Raw genomic sequence first — 16,939 nt, forward strand, 5'->3', positions numbered from 1 at the left:
TGGGCACCCGGGCACGCACTCGGGCCCCTTCTTCGACACACATTGTGCGCCACCCGATCGCCGCCCGACAAAAAATTGACACAAATCAGGCACTTAATCCTAGCCTTGCGGGGCGAACCGGGTATAATTCCGCGTTTCCCTAAATCGATTTTTCGATGGTTGGGTTGTTCACTGCTTTCACGCTAACACCGGGAGTGGGAATGTCCAATCTGAGCGATGCGCTTCAGTTGAAGTCGGCTCACAGCCAGCTTCCAGTCACTGCATATTTCGATGAGGCGCTACTCGAGCGCGAGATCGAAACCCTCTTCAAGAAAGGACCTCGCTACATCGGGCACGAGTTGATGGTGCCCGAGGCGGGAGACTATTTCGCGCTGCCGTCCGAGCAGGAAGGCCGCGTGCTGGTCCGCAACCCGGCGAACGAGATCGAACTGCTGTCGAACGTGTGCCGCCACCGGCAGGCGATCATGCTCAACGGGCGCGGGCATGCGCAGAACATCGTGTGCCCGCTGCACCGCTGGACGTACGACCTGGAAGGCCAGCTGCTCGGCGCGCCGCACTTCCCCGACAAGCCGTGCCTGAACCTCGGCAAGAGCCCGCTGCAGCACTGGCAGGGGCTGCTGTTCGAGGCCGAAGGCCGCAACGTCGCGCGCGATCTCGCGAACCTCGGCACGAAGCATCACTTCGACTTCTCCGAGTACCAGTTCGATCACGTCGAAGTGCACGAGTGCGATTACAACTGGAAGACGTTCATCGAGGTCTACCTCGAGGATTACCACGTCGTCCCGTTCCACCCGGGCCTCGGCAGCTTCGTGTCGTGCGACGATCTCAAGTGGGAGTTCGGCGACTGGTACAGCGTGCAGACGGTCGGCGTGCACAACGCCCTCGCGAAACCGGGCAGCGCGACCTACCAGAAGTGGCACGAGCAGGTGCTCAAGTTCCGCAACGGCGTGCCGCCGGAGTTCGGCGCGATCTGGATGGTCTACTACCCGGGCCTGATGATCGAGTGGTATCCGCACGTGCTCGTCGTGTCGTGGCTGATTCCGCGCGGCCCGCAGAAAACGACCAACATCGTCGAGTTCTATTACCCCGAGGAAATCGCCCTGTTCGAGCGCGAGTTCGTCGAGGCCGAGCGCGCCGCCTATATGGAGACGGCCGTCGAGGATGACGAAATCGCGATGCGGATGGACGCCGGCCGCCGTGCACTGATGGCGCGCGGCGAATCGCAGGTCGGCCCGTACCAGAGCCCGATGGAAGACGGCATGCAGCACTTCCACGAGTTCCTGCGCCGCCACCTCGGCGATCTCTGACCCTGCGCGGCGCTCGGGCGCCGCACGGCATTCGGCATATGAAAAGACGGGTTTCGGCCCGTCTTTTTTTGTTTAGACTTGGAGTATCAGGCCGTTTGCACTCCAGGGAGCCGTCATGCCACATACCCACTACACCACGCTCATCTCCGCAGCCAATCTCGCCGAGCGCCTGGCCGCGGCGCCGGGCAGCGTTGCCGTATTCGACTGCCGCTTCGATCTCGTCGATCCGGCCGCAGGCCAGGCCGCCTATGCGGCCGGGCACATCCCGGGCGCGCAGTACCTTCATCTCGATCGCGACCTGTCCGGCCGCAAGACCGGCACCAACGGCCGTCATCCGCTGCCGACCCGCGACGCGCTCGCGACGCTGATCGCCAGCCGCGGCGTCAAGCAGGGCCAGCAGGTCGTGGCCTATGACGCACATGGCGGCGCCTATGCGGCGCGCCTGTGGTGGCTGCTGCGCTGGCTCGGGCACGATTCCGTCGCGGTGCTCGACGGCGGCCTGCAGGCATGGGAAGCGGCCGGCCAGCCGCTGGCCACCGACGTGCCGCACCCTGCCGCCGGCGACTTCCGTGCGGCAGCCCCGCTCGAATCGACGGTCGACGCGGCGGCCGTGCTCGCGAACGTGACGTCGGCCAAGCGCGTCGTGATCGACGCGCGCGCGCCGGATCGCTACCGCGGCGAAAACGAAACGATCGATCGTGTCGGCGGCCACATTCCCGGCGCACGCAACCGGTTCTTCAAGGACAACCTGGCCGCCGACGGCCGCTTCAAGACGGGCCACGAGCTGCGCGAAACGTTCAGCACGCTGCTGGCCGGCACCGAGCCGAACAGCGTGATCCTGCAATGCGGATCCGGCGTGACCGCATGCCACAATGCGCTCGCACTCGAGATCGCGGGGCTGCATGGCGCGTCGCTGTATCCGGGCTCATGGAGCGAATGGAGCGCCGATCCGTCGCGGCCGATCGCGACCGGCCCGACGCCGTAAGCACCGGCACGGCGCCAGGACGAAGCGGCGGCATTTGCCGCCGCTTCGGCGTTTACATCACGCCGTACTTGTGGAACCACTCGATCGCGCGCTTCCAGCCGTCCTCGGCATCGCCCTTCACGTAACTCGGCCGGTAATCGGCGAAGAACGCGTGACCCGCATCCGGGTACACGACGATCTCCGACTGGCGCGCGAGCGTCGAATCGCTCGCCTGGATCGCCTTGCGCATGTCCGCGAGCGCCGCCTGCGTGATGTTCGTGTCCTTCTCGCCATAAAGGCCGAGCACCGGGACCTTCAGCGATGACGCATGATCGACCGGATTGAACGGTGTCATCTCGTCGGTCTTGCCCTCGACGAATCCGTACCACGCGACAGCCGCAAGCACGTGCGGATTGTGCTCCGCATACAGCCAGGCCTGCCGGCCGCCCCAGCAGAACCCCGTCACGCCGAGACGCGACGGATCGCCGCCGTTCTTGCCGGCCCACGCGACGGCCGCGTCGAGATCCTCGGTGACCTGGCGGTCGGGCACCTTGCTGACGATGTGCTCGTCAAGCTCCTTGATCGTCGAATACTTCGACGCATTGCCCTGCCGCGCGAACAGGTCGGGGGCGATCGCCAGATAGCCGAGCTTCGCGAAGCGGCGGCAGACATCGGCGATATGCGCATGCACGCCGAAGGTCTCGTGGATCACGATGACGACCGGCAGGTTCGTCTTGTTAGCCGGCTGCGCGCGATACGCGGGGATGCTCGCGTCGCCCGAGCGGATCTCGATGGTATCGACGTCCAGCCCGGCGCTGTCGGTCGTGACCGTCTGCGCCGACACGGGCAGCACGGCCGCCGCGAAGGTGCCGCCCAGCGCGGCCTGCATGAACTTGCGGCGCGAGAACGGAACGTGGGGAACCAGGCTGTCGATTTCGGGTTTCAACATGAATGCACTCCTCGATTGGGCGCCGCCGTCATGGCCACGGATTCGACCTGACGGCGCGGATGTCGCGGCGGTTGACACCACGCCGCAAGCGGAAACCCGGACAAGATGCCCAATAATCCGTTGTCGCGTCAACTGTCGGATGTGTAAGACTCGGTTACGACGGTGTAATCCGGCGGCATCGATCGTGGTGTCGATGGCCGTCGACCGGCCCTCCAGTCCATGTGCGGCATGCACGCAGCGAGTGTCGCCGCGCGATCGGACGCTTTCGGATTGAAACGAAAAGACGTGCGGCGCACGGGTCTGGCACGCGCCTGCGCGGTCATCCGGCGCCCGAAAAGACAACGGGCAGGAAACGCGCTCGCTGCGCATCCCCTGCCCGCCTGGTGCACGAACGCCCGCTCAGTGCAGCTTGACGCGCGGCAGCGTCGTGCGGCGCAGCCAGTGCGCGACCGTATCGAGCATCATGCGCGGATAGCCGTGCAGCGCCGCGATATGCAGCCGGTACAGCGACATGTACATGAACCGTGCGAACAGCCCCTCGATCAGCATGTTGCCGCCGATCAGCCCGCCCATCAGGTTGCCGACCGCACTGAAGTGACCGAGCGACACGAGCGAACCGAAATCGCGATACGTGAACTCGGGCAGCGCACGCCCGTCGAGCCGGCATCCGATCGCCTTCAGCAGGAAGCTCGCCTGCTGGTGCGCGGCCTGCGCGCGCGGCGGCACGTTGCGTTCGTTGCCGGGCCATGCGCATGCCGCGCAGTCGCCGAGCGCGAAGACGTTGTCGTCGGTGAAGGTCTGCAGCGTGCGGCGCACGTCGAGCTGGCCGAGCTTGTTGACCTGCAGGCCGTCGAGATGCGACAGCACGGACGGCGCCTTGATGCCGGCCGCCCAGACCGTGAGATCCGCACGCACCGCCTTGCCGCTCGCGGTGTGCACGACACCCGGCGCGACCTCGGTCACGCGCTCGGCAAGCATCAATCGCACGCCGAGCTTTTCGAGCAGCTCGGCCGTTGCGGTCGACACGCGCTCCTGCAGCGCCGGGAGAATCCGCGGCCCCGATTCGATCAGCACGATGCCGACGTCGTGTCGCGGGTCGAGCTTGTGCAGCCCGTACACGGACAGCACCTGCGCGGTATTGCGCAGCTCGGCGGACAACTCGACGCCCGTTGCCCCGCCGCCGACGATCACGACCTGGATGCGCGGCTCGGCCGCCGCGCCCGGCGCGGGTTGCGCTGGCGCCTGATGCTCGGCGCGCATGCACGCGGCGATCAAGCGCTTGCGGAAGCGCTCGGCCTCGCCGACCGTATCGAGCGCTATCGCATTTTCGGCGGCGCCTTGCACGCCGAAGAAGTGCGTCGTGCTGCCGATCGCGATCACCAGCGTGTCGTATTCCAGGTCGCGCGCGGGCAGCAGTTCCGCGCCGTCGCTGTCGTTGACGGGCGACAGCGTGATGCGCTTCGCGGCGCGATCGAGCGTGGTCAGTTCGCCCTGCTGAAACTCGAAACCATGCCAGCGCGCCTGCGCTGCATATTCGAGTTCCTGCGTGAACGGGTCCATGCTGCCGGCCGCGACCTCGTGCAGCAATGGCTTCCAGATGTGAGTCGGATTGCGGTCGACGAGCGTGACGAGCGCACGCGCGGGACGATTGCCGCGCGCGCCGTAACGGTCGCCGAGCCGCGTCGCCAGTTCCAGGCCGCCCGCGCCTCCACCTACGATGATGATCCGATGCATCCGATTCCCCCTTTGCGATTCGAAACTGCTGCCGCCGGACGATGCGGGTGCGATGTGGTCGCGCCGTCCGTTGGATTAACCGGTTCGGACATCGTCGATGTGCAGTTCGAAACACTTCGATGCGTCCGATCCCGGAATGCGGGGCGCGCCGCCCCCGCGACAATCGCCCGACTGACCTGCATTGTCCGGGAGCTTGCGCGTTGACGACAAGCAAACCATCTCGATATTCAGCATCCCTGCAACAATATGCCGCGGGAAGCGGGAATCGCGCGGGGGTGCGTCAGTGTGCCTCTTCCCAGTTCGCGCCGGCGCCCACTTCAGCAACCAGCGGCACCTTCAGCTTCGCCACACCGCACATCATTTCCGGCAGTTTCTCGCGCACGAGCGACAGTTCGTCGTCGGGCACCTCGAGCACCAGTTCATCGTGCACCTGCATGATCATCCGCGATGCGAGCCGGTCGCGCGTGAGCCAGTCGTCCACCGCGATCATCGACAGCTTGATCAGGTCGGCCGCCGTGCCCTGCATCGGTGCATTGATGGCCGCGCGCTCGGCGGCCTGGCGGCGCGGGCCGTTGCCGCCGTTGATCTCCGGCAGCCACAGGCGGCGGCCGAAAACGGTTTCAACGTAGCCCTTCTCCTTCGCCACCGCACGCGTGTCTTCCATGTACTGCGCGACACCCGGGTAGCGCGCGAAGTAGCGGTCGATATAGAGCTTCGCCGCATCGCGCGTGATGCCGAGGTTCGACGCGAGGCCGAACGCGCTCATCCCGTAGATGAGCCCGAAGTTGATCACCTTCGCAATGCGGCGCTGGTCGGAGTTGACCTCCAGCGGTGTCACGCCGAACACTTCGGCCGCGGTTGCGCGGTGGATGTCCTCGCCTTGCGAGAACGCGCGCAGCAGCGACGCGTCGCCGGAAATGTGCGCCATGATCCGCAGTTCGATCTGCGAATAGTCGGCCGACACGATCCGGTGACCGGGCGATGCGATGAACGCCTCCCGGATCCGCCGGCCTTCGGCCGTGCGCACCGGAATGTTCTGAAGATTGGGGTCGTTCGACGCGAGGCGCCCCGTGACCGCGACGGCCTGCGCATAGTTGGTGTGCACGCGGCCCGTTTCCGGATTCACCATGCGCGGCAGCTTGTCGGTGTAGGTCGACTTCAGCTTCGACAGCCCGCGATGCTCGAGCAGCAGCTTCGGCAGCGGGTAATCCTCGGCCAGCTTCTGCAACACTTCTTCGTCGGTCGACGGTGCGCCGCTCGGCGTCTTCTTCACGACCGGCAACTGCAGCTTCTCGAAGAAGATCTGCCCGATCTGCTTCGGCGAGCCGAGATTGAACTCGCCGCCGGCCAGTTCGTACGCCTGCCCTTCGAGCTCGATGAGCCGCGTCGCGATCTCGCTGCTTTGCGCCTGCAGGCGTGCGTCGTCGATCAGCACGCCGGTGCGCTCCATCTTGCGCAGCACGAGCGATACCGGCATCTCGATCTCGCGATACACGCGCTCGAGGCCCGCTTCGCGCGCGATCTGCGGATACAGCGCGTGATGAAGCTGCAGCGTGATGTCCGCATCTTCGGCCGCATACGCGGCGGCCTGCTCGAGCGCCACTTCGTCGAAGCCGATCTGCTTCGCGCCCTTGCCTGCCACGTCCTCGTACTTGATCGTCTTGACGCCCAGATGGCGCAGCGCGAGGCTGTCCATGTCGTGCGTGCGGTGCGATTCGAGCACGTACGATTCGAGCAGCGTGTCGTGCTCGATGCCGTTCAGTGCGATGCCGTAGTTCGCGAGCACCTGCGCGTCGTACTTCAGGTGCTGGCCGACCTTCTTGCGATCGGCCGATTCGAGCCACGGCTTCAGGCGCGCGAGCACGTCGTCGATCGGCAATTGCTCGGGCAGGTCGGGGCCGCGGTGCGCGACCGGAAGATACGCGGCCTTGCCCGGCTCGACCGAGAACGACAGCCCGACGAGCCGTGCGGTCATCGGGTCGAGCGACGTGGTTTCGGTGTCGAACGCGGTCAGTGCGGCCGCATCGATCCGCGCGAACCATGCGTCGAACTGTTCCCAGGTCTGGATCGTGTCGTATTCGCGGACGATGTCCGCCGCGACCACTTTTGCCGGCTCGCCTTCCGGCGCATCGGCGCCGCCGCCTTCGGCGGGCGCGCTCTCGACTTCGCGCAGCCACGTCTTGAAGCCGTAGCGTGCAAAGATGTCGCGCAGCAGGTCGCGTGCTTCGCCGTCCGTCTTCAGCGACGCCTCGATCGATTCGAGATGCGGCGCGAGATCGCAGGCCGTCTCGACGGTCACGAGCGTGCGGCCGAGCGGCAGGAAGTCGAGCGCGCGGCGCAGGTTGTCGCCGACCACGCCCTTGATCTCGCCCGCGTGTTCGATCACGCCGTCGAGGCTGTCGTATTGCGACAGCCACTTCACGGCCGTCTTCGGCCCGCACTTCTCGACGCCCGGCACGTTGTCGACGGTGTCGCCGATCAGCGCGAGGTAGTCGATGATCCGCTCGGGCGGCACGCCGAACTTCGCGATCACGCCATCGCGATCGAGCGTCTCGTTGGTCATCGTGTTGACGAGCGTGACGCGGTCGGTGACGAGCTGCGCGAGGTCCTTGTCGCCCGTCGACACGATCACGTTCATTCCGTGCCGCCCGGCTTCGCGCGCGAGCGTGCCGATCACGTCGTCGGCTTCGACGCCCTCGACCATCAGCAGCGGCCAGCCGAGCGCACGCACCGCGCCGTGGATCGGCTCGACCTGCAACGCGAGATCGGGCGGCATCGACGGACGGTTTGCCTTATAGTCGGCATAAAGGTCGTCGCGGAACGTCTTGCCCTTTGCATCGAACACGCAAGCGCTATACTCTGCACTGACTTCCTTGCGCATACGGCGCAGCATGTTGATGATTCCGTAGAGCGCTCCGGTCGGCTCCCCGCCAGGGCCACGCAAATCAGGCATCGCATGGTAAGCCCGATACAGATAGCTCGAACCGTCAACCAATAGCAGGGTCTTACCTTCCAGATTTCGTTCTTCAGGCATTATGAACAAGAGAAAAGTGATTCCGAGTCTGCGTTCGCTCGCAGATCAAGAACGCGCGACGGCCAAGAAGGCGCGCGCATCGTGGCAGATGTTCACGATTATGGCAGAGTTTATCGAGGCGACCGAGTACCTGTCGGAGATCCGCCCGGCCGTCAGCATCTACGGTTCTGCCCGTCTCAAGCCCGACACGCCGCACTACAAGCTCGCGGTGCAGATCGCGCGCAAGCTGTCCGACGCCGGCTTCGCGGTGATCTCCGGCGGCGGCCCCGGCATCATGGAAGCCGCGAACAAGGGCGCGCATGCCGGCAAGGCGCCGTCGGTCGGCCTGAACATCGAGCTGCCGCACGAGCAGGCCGGCAACCACTACCAGGACATCTCGCTGCGCTTCCGTCACTTCTTCACGCGCAAGGTCACGTTCGTGAAGAACTCGGATGCGGTGATCGTGATGCCGGGCGGTTTCGGCACGCTCGACGAGCTGTCCGAGGTGCTCACGCTGATCCAGACGAAGAAGTCGCGCCTCGTGCCGATCATCCTCGTCGGCAGCGAGTTCTGGAAGGGGCTGCTGCAATGGTTCCGCGACCAGTTGATCCCGAACGGGCTCATCAATGCGGAAGACATGGATCTCATGCAGGTGATCGACGATCCCGACCAGGTGCTCGACGCGGTGCTCGCATTCTACGAGGACAGCGGCGAGGAGGAAGGTGCGGACGCCGAGGGGCAGCCGCCGCGGCCCGAGGAAGACCGGATGTTCTACCTGTAATTCGCTCCGGCACCCCGCCTCTCGCGCGGCAGGCGCGGCGGTTCCGCCGCCTGCCGCGCGTCACTTTGTAACACGCTGTTAATTCCCCCACGCGGCCGCGCGCCGCCAAACGTCAAATCCGCGCGACAGGCGCCGCGACGCGCGTCACGACGGCCCGACCCGCGGCCCGCCATTGTCAAATCGCGTCGCGCGACAGGCGCTTCCGCTCGCGTCCAGACGTCAATTCACCGTAATAAACGCGGCTCGCCTTTTCCGCCGTGCCGCTGCACACTGCAATCAATCGGCGTCGGCGATCCCCCGGTGGAACGGTTCGCGGTTCGAAATCGCTCCGCTGCGTCGCGCCGACCTCTTCACAACGACATCAGGGAAAAAACATGAAGCGCTCGCTGATCGCTCTCGCCTTCACCGGCCTCGGCCTCTCGCTGTCCGGTCTCGCCCACGCCGTCAACGTCGACGTCAACATCGGCACGCCCGCGCCGGTCGTCGTGGCCCCCGCCCCCGTGCCCGTCGTGGTCGCACCGGCCCCCGCGATCATCGTCGGCTGGCACGGCGACCGCTACTGGGACGGCCGCCGCTACTGGGAGCGCCGCGAGTGGGACGATTATCAGCGCCATCGCGGTCACGGCGGATACCACTGCCCGCCGGGACACGCGAAGAAGGGCGAGTGCTGAACGACACGGCACGCGTCGCCTGACCGACCAAGGCCGCCCGCGCGCTTCGGCGCCGGGCGGCTTCGCCGTTTACCGGCAGCATGCGTCGCGAAACGATGCGCCGCCACGTGCGCGCAAACCTCGCGCCCGGGTACCGCCCGGCCGTTAGCCCGGCCATTAACGTCCGGCCGATCCGCGCTTACGCCGACGGTTCGTCCGGCTGGCCGATTCGTCCGCCGCGAGCGTTGAACTCCGATGATAGTATCGGCCCTGTACAAGGCCATTCCCGCCAGCCATGCCACTCATCCGGATCTGGGCAGTCGACCATGCGCTCGCGTCGGGCATCGCCGCCCCGACCGACATCCTCACGGCAGCCAATCATCTCGCCCCGTCGAGCCGCGCCGGCCACCCCCACACCCCGTTCCGCTGGCGCATCGAATCGATCGACGGCAAGCCGGTTCGCACGGCATCCGGCCAGAGCGTCCCGGTCGACGGGACGATCGACGGCAGCAGCGGCGCCGACGCGATCTGGCTCACCGCACCGTTCGTCGCCGACATCGAGCGGCTGCTCGCCCGCCCCACCCGGCTTGCGCCGCTGCTCGGCGCGCTGCGCCGTCAGCACGCGCGCGGCACGCTGATCGCGACCTACTGCACGGGCGCGTTCCTGCTGGCGGAAGCGGGACTGCTCGACGGCCGCGCCGCCACTACCCACTGGTCGAAGGCCGCGCGCTTCCAGGCCCGCTATCCGGACGTCGCGCTGCGTGCGTCGGACGTGCTGACCGAACAGGACGGCATTCTGTGCGGCGGTGCGATCACGTCGTACCAGAATCTGGCGCTGCGCATCGTCGACAGACTCGCGAACGCCCGCCTCGCCGCGTCCGTCGCGAAACTGATGTTGATCGACCTGCAGCGCGTTTCGCAGGATTCGTTCGTCGATTTCGCGCAACTGGAACACCCCGGGCACGACGACCCGGTCGTCGCACGCGCGCTGCGCTGGATGGAACGCCATCTGCGCGAGCCATTCAGCCTCGCCCGGCTGGGCGCGCACGTCGCGCTGAGCGAACGCACGCTCCATCGCCGTTTCAAGGATGCCGTCGGCACGCCGCCGCTCCGCTACCTGCAGACGCTCAGGATCGAGGTGGCGAAAAAGCTGCTGGCGGAAACGAAGCTCGGCATCGATGCGGTGTGCGAGCGCGTCGGCTATACCGACCTCAGCGGGTTTCGCCAGCTCTTCAAGCGCGAGACCGGCATCGCGCCAGGCGAATATCGGCGCCGCTTCACACGATAGCCGGCGACGCACGCATCGATCGCGATGTCGTAAATGGCATTGTCGAATGGCAGTTTCGCCACTTCGCGCAAGGGGAACGGCTTCCTACACTGGGTTCACGTCGCCCGTTCCCGGGCCGACGCCCGCTCAACCGAACCAGGACAACATCATGCCGATGATCGACGTCGCCATCCCCGCCGGCGCGCTCGCCCAGCACGCCGAAGCGCAATTGATGAACGAACTGACCACGATTCTGATTCGCCACGAAGGACTCGATCCGGACGATCCACGCGTGCGGGACGTCACGTGGATCTTCGTCCATCGGCCTGCGGCCGTGTATCGATCCGGCGCGCTCGCGTCCGCGCCGATCTACCGGATCGTGCCGACCGTGCCGGAAGGCCAGTACACGGACGCGGCGCGCGCCGGGCTGATCGCGGACGTGACGGCCGCCGTCGCACGCGCGGAAGGCGTGCCGCGCGACGCCATCGCGTCGCGCGTGTGGGTCATGCCGACGGAAATCGACGACGGCTGCTGGGGCAGTCGCGGCGCCGTACGCCGCCTGCCGGACATCATGGATTATTTCGGCGGAGCGCCGTTGCGCGCCGTCGGGGAACGGCGCCTTGCGATCAAGCGGCGGGCGGACGCGATCGGGATTCTGGAAGCGATGCTCGAGGCGCTACGTGACACGCATCGCGGCCTGTCGCTCGACCGCGCCGCCGAGCCTGCGCGCTGACCGCGCGCGCCGGCCGGCAAATCGCGCTTACTGGAACGCCACTTCCGCAAAGCTGCGCAGCTTGCGGCTATGCAGCTTGTCGAGCCCGTTCGTGCGCAGGATCTCCATCGCCTTCACGCCGATCTGCAGATGCTGGTCGACCTGCCCGCGATAGAACGTGTCGGCCATGCCCGGCAGCTTCAGCTCGCCGTGCAGCGGCTTGTCCGATACGCACAGCAGCGTGCCGTACGGCACGCGGAAGCGGAAACCGTTCGCGGCGATCGTCGCGCTTTCCATGTCGAGCGCGATCGCGCGGCTCTGCGACAGCCGCTGCACCGGCTCGCGATGATCCCGCAGTTCCCAGTTGCGGTTGTCGACGCTCGCGACCGTCCCCGTGCGCATCACGCGCTTCAGTTCGGCGCCTTCGAGCCGCGTGACCTCGGCCACCCCGCGCTCGAGCGCGAGCTGCACTTCGGCGAGCGCCGGGATCGGCACCCACAGCGGCAGGTCGGCGTCGAGCACGTGATCCTCGCGCACGTACCCGTGCGCAAGCACGTAGTCGCCGAGGCGCTGCGTGTTGCGCAGGCCCGCGCAGTGGCCGAGCATCACCCACGCGTGCGGACGCAGCACCGCGATGTGGTCGGTGATCGTCTTTGCGTTCGACGGACCGACGCCGATGTTGACCATCGTGATCCCGCTGCCGTCCGCGCGCTTCAGGTGATACGCGGGCATCTGCGGCAGGCGCGGCGGCGCGGCGCCCTCGCCCGGCTCGCTGCCGAGGTTCGCGTTGTACGTGACGACATCGCCCGGCTCGACGAACGCGCTGTACTGGCTGCGGTACTTGCGTTCCTCGGGATCGGTGCTCTCCGTCATCAGCGTGCGGCCGAGCTTCACGAATTCGTCGATATAGAACTGGTAGTTCGTGTAGAGCACATAGTTCTGGAAATGCGTCGGCGACGTCGCCGTGTAGTGGCGCAGCCGGTGCAGCGAAAAGTCGACGCGCGCGGCCGTGAACAGCGCGAGCGGATGCGGCTCGCCCGGCGCCGGCTCGAACGTGCCGTTGACGATCCGGTCGTCGAGGTACGACAGGTCGGGCGTGTCGAAGATGTCGCGCATCGCGAGCAGGCGGTCGCGGTCGAGCTCGCCTTCGAGGTGGATGCCTTCGGGGAACGCGAAGTGAATCGGAATCGGCTGCGACGAGACGCCGATCTCGATCTTCACATGGTGGTTCTTCGACAGCAGGCGCAATTGCTCACGATAGTAGTTCGCGAACAGGTCCGGACGCGTGACCGTCGTCTCGAACACGCCGGGGCCCGCGACGAAGCCGTACGAGCGGCGCGAATCGACGTGCGTGTTCACGTCGGTACGGATCCGCACGAACGGGTAGCACGCGCGCACGTGCTCGGTGATCTGTTCGTGGCGGCGATAACGCGCGAACGCATCGCGCAGGAAGCCCGTATTGGTGTCGTAGATGGCCGACAGCCGCGCGACGGCTGCGACGGAATCGTCGAATGCTTCGACGGGCGGGCTCTCGGGCGTCAGCACCCGGTGCCGGCGGCTCAAATCGTTCTTCATTTTCATCACCTCGTCTGATCGAACGACATTACCACGGAACCCGGTCACGCTCATGGCCGCCCGCTTGCATGCCGCTTGCACGCGAGGGCCGGGCAGCGCGCAGTATTTGCTAAAATCGGAAGGTTCACTGGAGACTCATCATGAAGCCGCTCATTCTCGTCGCCGCTGCCGCCGCGTTTGCTGGCACGTTTGCCGCTGCCGGCGCCGCCTACGCCGCCGGCAGCACGCCTGGCGCCGACGCACAGGCCCGGGCCGAGGCCAACGAGGCCGCCGGCCTGCCCGATCTCCGCAAGATCAACCGGCCGGGCGCCGAAGTCACGTCGAAAGTCGACTTCGCCGACATCCGCCGCACGCCGAGCTTCCATGAAAAGAGCAGGAACGGCACCGAGGTCACCGAGTATCGCGATCGCGGCAAGCCGGTCGAGATCAACGTGAAGTCGAACTTCGGCACGCGCTACCAGATGAGCTCGACGCCCGACACGTCGCCGAAGCCGCACGACGCGGGCGTCCCGATCACGCGCCTGCCGTCGGTCAACCTGCGCTACTGATTTCCTGCCGCGCCGCGCCGGTCCCGACGCGGCGCGCGGGCCCCCCTTCACCTCCTGTCGCGCTGCACGCCGCGCGCGTGCCGACAACTGACCAGACGCATCTCGCATGGCCGTTTTCACCGCTGTTTCCGACTCCGATCTCGCGCAATGGATGCGCCACTATGAACTGGGCGACGTGCTGGCGTTCCGCGGTATTCCGTCCGGTATCGAAAACAGCAACTTCTTCCTGACGACGACGCGTGGCGAGTACGTCCTGACGATCTTCGAAAAGCTGACGGCGGAACAGCTGCCGTTCTACCTCGACCTGATGCGCCATCTGGCGAGCCACGGCGTGCCGGTGCCGGACCCGATCCCGCGCGACGACGGCGCGCTGTTCGGCGAGCTGCACGGCAAGCCGGCGGCGATCGTCACGAAGCTCGACGGCGCGGCCGAACTCGCGCCGGGGGTCGAACACTGTATCGAAGTCGGACAGATGCTCGCCCGCCTGCACCTCGCGGGGCGCGACTATGCGCGCCATCAGCCGAACCTGCGCAGCCTGCCGTGGTGGCGGGAGAACGTCCCGGCGATCGTTCCGTTCATCTCCGACGCGCAGCGCACGCTGCTCGAGGGCGAACTCGCGCACCAGGCCGCGTTCTTCGCGTCGGACGACTACGCGGCGCTGCCGAGCGGCCCGTGCCACTGCGACCTGTTCCGCGACAACGTGCTGTTCGCGCACGCGGCACCCGGCACCGGTCATGACGTACGGCTCGGCGGTTTCTTCGATTTCTATTTCGCGGGCTGCGACAAATGGCTGTTCGACGTCGCGGTGACCGTCAACGACTGGTGCGTCGACCTCGCGACGGGCGTGCTCGACGTCGCGCGCGCCGACGCACTGCTGCGTGCGTACCAGACGGTCCGGCCGTTCACGGCCGAGGAGCGCCGCCACTGGAGCGACATGCTGCGCGCGGGCGCGTACCGCTTCTGGGTGTCGCGCCTGTACGACTTCTACCTGCCGCGCGCGGCCGAAATGCTCAAACCGCACGACCCCGGTCATTTCGAACGCATCCTGCGTGAGCGTATCGCCCACACGCCCGCGCTTCCCGAGACCCATACCGCATGCAACTGATCGAAGTGCCCGCGAAAGCGGGCTATGTCTGGTTCCGTCAAGGCGTCTGGCTGTTCCGCCGGAACCCGCTCGCGTTCATCACGCTGTTCTTCACCTACCTGCTGGCGATCACGCTGGTGTCGATGGTGCCGGTGATCGGCGCGGCGCTGCCGCTGCTGTTCATTCCCGGCATCGCCGTCGGCTTCATGGCCGCGTGCCGCGACACGGTCGCCGGCAAGCCGGTGATGCCGACGATCCTCATCGACGGGTTCCGCTCGTACGGCACCACGACGACGCAGCGGCTGCTCCTCCTGGGCGTGGTCTATGTCGCGCTGATGGTGCTGGTGTTCGCCGCGTCGTCCATCGTGGACGGCGGCGGGCTGCTCCAGATGATGCTGGGCGCGACGAGCGACGCGAGCCCGACGCCGGAAGCGCTTGTCACGCAGGGCACGCTCGGCGCGCTGCTGCTGGCGACACTGCTCTACGCGCCGGTCGCGATGCTGTTCTGGTTCGCGCCGGTGCTCACCGCGTGGCACGACATCCCGCCCGCCAAGGCGCTGTTCTTCAGCATCGTCAGTTGCTGGCGCAATCGCGGCGCGTTCGTCGTGTACGGGCTGCTGTGGTTCGGCGTCGCGCTCGGCACGTCGTTCGGCCTGTCGCTGCTGCTGCAGGCGCTCGGCGCCGGCGCCTATGGGCTGACGATCATGATGCCGGTGACGATCATCATCGTCACGATGATGTACTGCTCGTTCTACGCAACCTATCGCGGTTGCTTCGGCGTGCAGGAGCCGGGCGCCGCGACGCCCACGTCGGGCCGCTGAGGCCGACCTCGGCCGGCGCGTGCCGCCGGCCGTCCATCCTCCTCCCGGCCGGCCCGGCACCAGTCTCGCGGTCCCCGCTCGCGCCCGATGCCCGCACACCCGGCCCTGTTCAACCGGATCTTTTGCGCGCAAAATAATTTGTGTGCAAATCGTTAGCGCGTCCGCCGCGCCACCCGAATCATGGACCGCCTGCCCCCGCTGCCCCAGACGCTCGACGAGCAACTATGCTTCGCGCTCTACGCGACTTCGCATGCGATGACGAAGGCCTACAAGCCGTTGCTCGACAAGCTGTCGCTGACCTACCCGCAATATCTGGCGATGCTCGTCCTGTGGGAACGCGACGACATCGCGGTGAAGGACATCGCCGCCCGCCTCGACCTCGACCCGGCCACCGTCACGCCGCTGCTGAAGCGGCTCGAGGCGCTCGGCTACGTCGAGCGCGTGCGCAGCGCGACCGACGAGCGCGTCGTGAACGTGCGCGTGACGGCGGAAGGCCGCGCGCTGAAGGACAAGGCGCGCTCGGTACCCGCCGATCTCTTTTGCGCAATGCAGCAAACGCCCGAGTTCCTGGTCAGGCTGCGCGCGGATCTCCAGCAGCTGCGCGACGCGCTGTCGGCCGCCAACGAAGGCTGACGCACCGCTCGATCGCAAACGGGTCCGGCACTGCCGGCCCGTTTTTTTTAAAATTTCATTTGCGCACTAATCATTTGTGTTCTATATTTTCTCTCGTGGCCGGCGACATCCCGTCCGACCGGACCGCTTGACCGCTTTCCTCCCTTTCTTCCGACAGGAGCTGCACGATGAACATTCTGTACAAGACCAGCGCCACGAGCACGGGCGGCCGCGACGGCCGCGCGGTTTCCGCCGACAACAAGCTGGAAGTGAAGCTGGCCGCGCCGCGCGAGCTCGGCGGCACGGGCGCGGAAGGCACGAATCCGGAGCAGTTGTTTGCCGCAGGTTACTCGGCCTGTTTCCTGAGCGCGATGAAATTCGTCGCCGGCCAGAACAAGCAGACGCTGCCGGCCGACACGCAAGTGACCGCGGAAGTGGGCATCGGCCCGAACGACGCAGGCGGCTTCGGGCTCGACATCGAACTGCGCGTGTCGCTGCCGGGGCTCGACAAGGCCGATGCACAGGCACTGGTCGACAAGGCGCACCACGTGTGCCCGTACTCGAACGCGACCCGCAACAACGTGCCGGTGCGCCTGACGGTCGTCTGACGCGACGCGCGGCGCCGAATGCAAAAAGGGCGTGTGCGGCTGCCTGCCGCACACGCCCTTTTGCGTGATTCGCCGGACCGGCCGGCGAGCCGGCCCGTGCTGCGCTGCGCTGCGCTGCTTAACGCGAGCCGAACGAGAACGGACGGTTCATCGCGGCTTCGCGATCGATCTTGCGCATGCGGAATTCGAGATCGTAGATGTCGGTTGCTTCGGACAGGTACGCATCGGCGCGCTCTTTTGCGGCCTTTTCAGCGTTCTTGGTCAGCATCAGGAAGAGGTGGCTCAGCAGGTACATGGTCGATCTCGCAATCCAA

Annotated in this window: 16 protein-coding genes; 11 read left to right on the forward strand and 5 right to left on the reverse strand. The window is 66.5% G+C overall.

The window, feature by feature from the left end; translation table 11 throughout:
* Positions 1–200: 200 nt before the first annotated feature.
* Together DIE22_RS00575 and DIE22_RS00580 are read left to right on the forward strand one after the other, a co-directional pair.
* Positions 201–1,307 (forward strand): aromatic ring-hydroxylating dioxygenase subunit alpha, encoded by a 1,107-nt coding sequence (locus DIE22_RS00575; RefSeq protein ID WP_124495564.1) that lies wholly within the window; start codon positions 201–203, stop codon positions 1,305–1,307.
* Between the two features lie 115 nt (positions 1,308–1,422).
* Positions 1,423–2,292 (forward strand): sulfurtransferase, encoded by an 870-nt coding sequence (locus tag DIE22_RS00580; protein ID WP_124495566.1) that lies wholly within the window; start codon positions 1,423–1,425, stop codon positions 2,290–2,292.
* 52 nt (positions 2,293–2,344) lie between these two features.
* On the opposite strand, the gene DIE22_RS00585 is transcribed toward DIE22_RS00580, so the two are convergent.
* From DIE22_RS00585 to polA, 3 genes are all read right to left on the reverse strand, one after another.
* A complete protein-coding gene (locus DIE22_RS00585) occupies positions 2,345–3,220 on the reverse strand; it encodes a dienelactone hydrolase family protein (protein WP_124495568.1) in 876 nt (291 codons plus the stop codon).
* Between the two features lie 399 nt (positions 3,221–3,619).
* Positions 3,620–4,954 carry an NAD(P)/FAD-dependent oxidoreductase gene (locus DIE22_RS00590; protein WP_124495570.1) on the reverse strand — a complete coding sequence of 445 codons (1,335 nt, stop codon included), beginning with the start codon at positions 4,952–4,954 and terminating at the stop codon, positions 3,620–3,622.
* A 280-nt stretch (positions 4,955–5,234) separates the two neighbouring features.
* Positions 5,235–7,988, reverse strand: coding sequence for a DNA polymerase I (gene polA / locus DIE22_RS00595; RefSeq protein WP_124604083.1), 2,754 nt, complete (start codon positions 7,986–7,988; stop codon positions 5,235–5,237).
* Between the two features lies 1 nt (position 7,989).
* On the opposite strand from polA, the gene DIE22_RS00600 reads away from it, so the two are divergent.
* The 4 genes from DIE22_RS00600 (at position 7,990) to DIE22_RS00615 (ending at position 11,398) form a co-directional block, all read left to right on the forward strand.
* A complete protein-coding gene (locus tag DIE22_RS00600) occupies positions 7,990–8,748 on the forward strand; it encodes a TIGR00730 family Rossman fold protein (RefSeq protein WP_124495574.1) in 759 nt (252 codons plus the stop codon).
* Between the two features lie 374 nt (positions 8,749–9,122).
* Positions 9,123–9,419: a hypothetical protein gene (locus DIE22_RS00605; RefSeq protein ID WP_124495576.1), complete on the forward strand. Its 297-nt coding sequence runs from the start codon at positions 9,123–9,125 to the stop codon at positions 9,417–9,419.
* Positions 9,420–9,693: 274 nt separating this feature from the next.
* Positions 9,694–10,686: a GlxA family transcriptional regulator gene (locus DIE22_RS00610; protein WP_124495578.1), complete on the forward strand. Its 993-nt coding sequence runs from the start codon at positions 9,694–9,696 to the stop codon at positions 10,684–10,686.
* A gap of 148 nt (positions 10,687–10,834) precedes the next feature.
* A complete protein-coding gene (locus DIE22_RS00615; RefSeq protein ID WP_124604085.1) occupies positions 10,835–11,398 on the forward strand; it encodes a tautomerase family protein in 564 nt (187 codons plus the stop codon).
* A 27-nt stretch (positions 11,399–11,425) separates the two neighbouring features.
* Here DIE22_RS00615 and DIE22_RS00620 read toward each other — a convergent pair whose 3' ends face one another.
* Positions 11,426–12,952, reverse strand: coding sequence for an AMP nucleosidase (locus DIE22_RS00620; protein ID WP_124495582.1), 1,527 nt, complete (start codon positions 12,950–12,952; stop codon positions 11,426–11,428).
* A 140-nt stretch (positions 12,953–13,092) separates the two neighbouring features.
* Between DIE22_RS00620 and DIE22_RS00625 the strand changes: the two genes are divergently transcribed.
* The 5 genes from DIE22_RS00625 (at position 13,093) to DIE22_RS00645 (ending at position 16,625) form a co-directional block, all read left to right on the forward strand.
* The gene (locus tag DIE22_RS00625) at positions 13,093–13,500 is read left to right on the forward strand and encodes a hypothetical protein (RefSeq protein ID WP_124495584.1); all 408 of its coding nucleotides are present in this window, start codon (positions 13,093–13,095) and stop codon (positions 13,498–13,500) included.
* A gap of 106 nt (positions 13,501–13,606) precedes the next feature.
* Positions 13,607–14,605 carry a homoserine kinase gene (locus tag DIE22_RS00630; protein WP_124495586.1) on the forward strand — a complete coding sequence of 333 codons (999 nt, stop codon included), beginning with the start codon at positions 13,607–13,609 and terminating at the stop codon, positions 14,603–14,605.
* Positions 14,596–15,405, forward strand: a complete 810-nt coding sequence (locus DIE22_RS00635; RefSeq protein WP_124604087.1) for a BPSS1780 family membrane protein — start codon at positions 14,596–14,598, stop codon at positions 15,403–15,405. Before DIE22_RS00630 ends, DIE22_RS00635 begins: the two co-directional genes overlap by 10 nt.
* 180 nt (positions 15,406–15,585) lie before the next feature.
* A complete protein-coding gene (locus DIE22_RS00640; RefSeq protein WP_124495590.1) occupies positions 15,586–16,038 on the forward strand; it encodes a MarR family winged helix-turn-helix transcriptional regulator in 453 nt (150 codons plus the stop codon).
* Positions 16,039–16,205: 167 nt separating this feature from the next.
* Positions 16,206–16,625, forward strand: coding sequence for an organic hydroperoxide resistance protein (locus DIE22_RS00645; protein ID WP_011658280.1), 420 nt, complete (start codon positions 16,206–16,208; stop codon positions 16,623–16,625).
* A gap of 118 nt (positions 16,626–16,743) precedes the next feature.
* Here the strand turns inward: DIE22_RS00645 and DIE22_RS00650 are convergent, their stop codons facing one another.
* The gene (locus DIE22_RS00650) at positions 16,744–16,920 is read right to left on the reverse strand and encodes a DUF3563 family protein (protein ID WP_006753395.1); all 177 of its coding nucleotides are present in this window, start codon (positions 16,918–16,920) and stop codon (positions 16,744–16,746) included.
* Positions 16,921–16,939 lie beyond the last annotated feature (19 nt).

The sequence above is a fragment of the Burkholderia sp. Bp9142 genome (genome assembly GCF_003853415.1).
Taxonomy (GTDB): domain Bacteria; phylum Pseudomonadota; class Gammaproteobacteria; order Burkholderiales; family Burkholderiaceae; genus Burkholderia.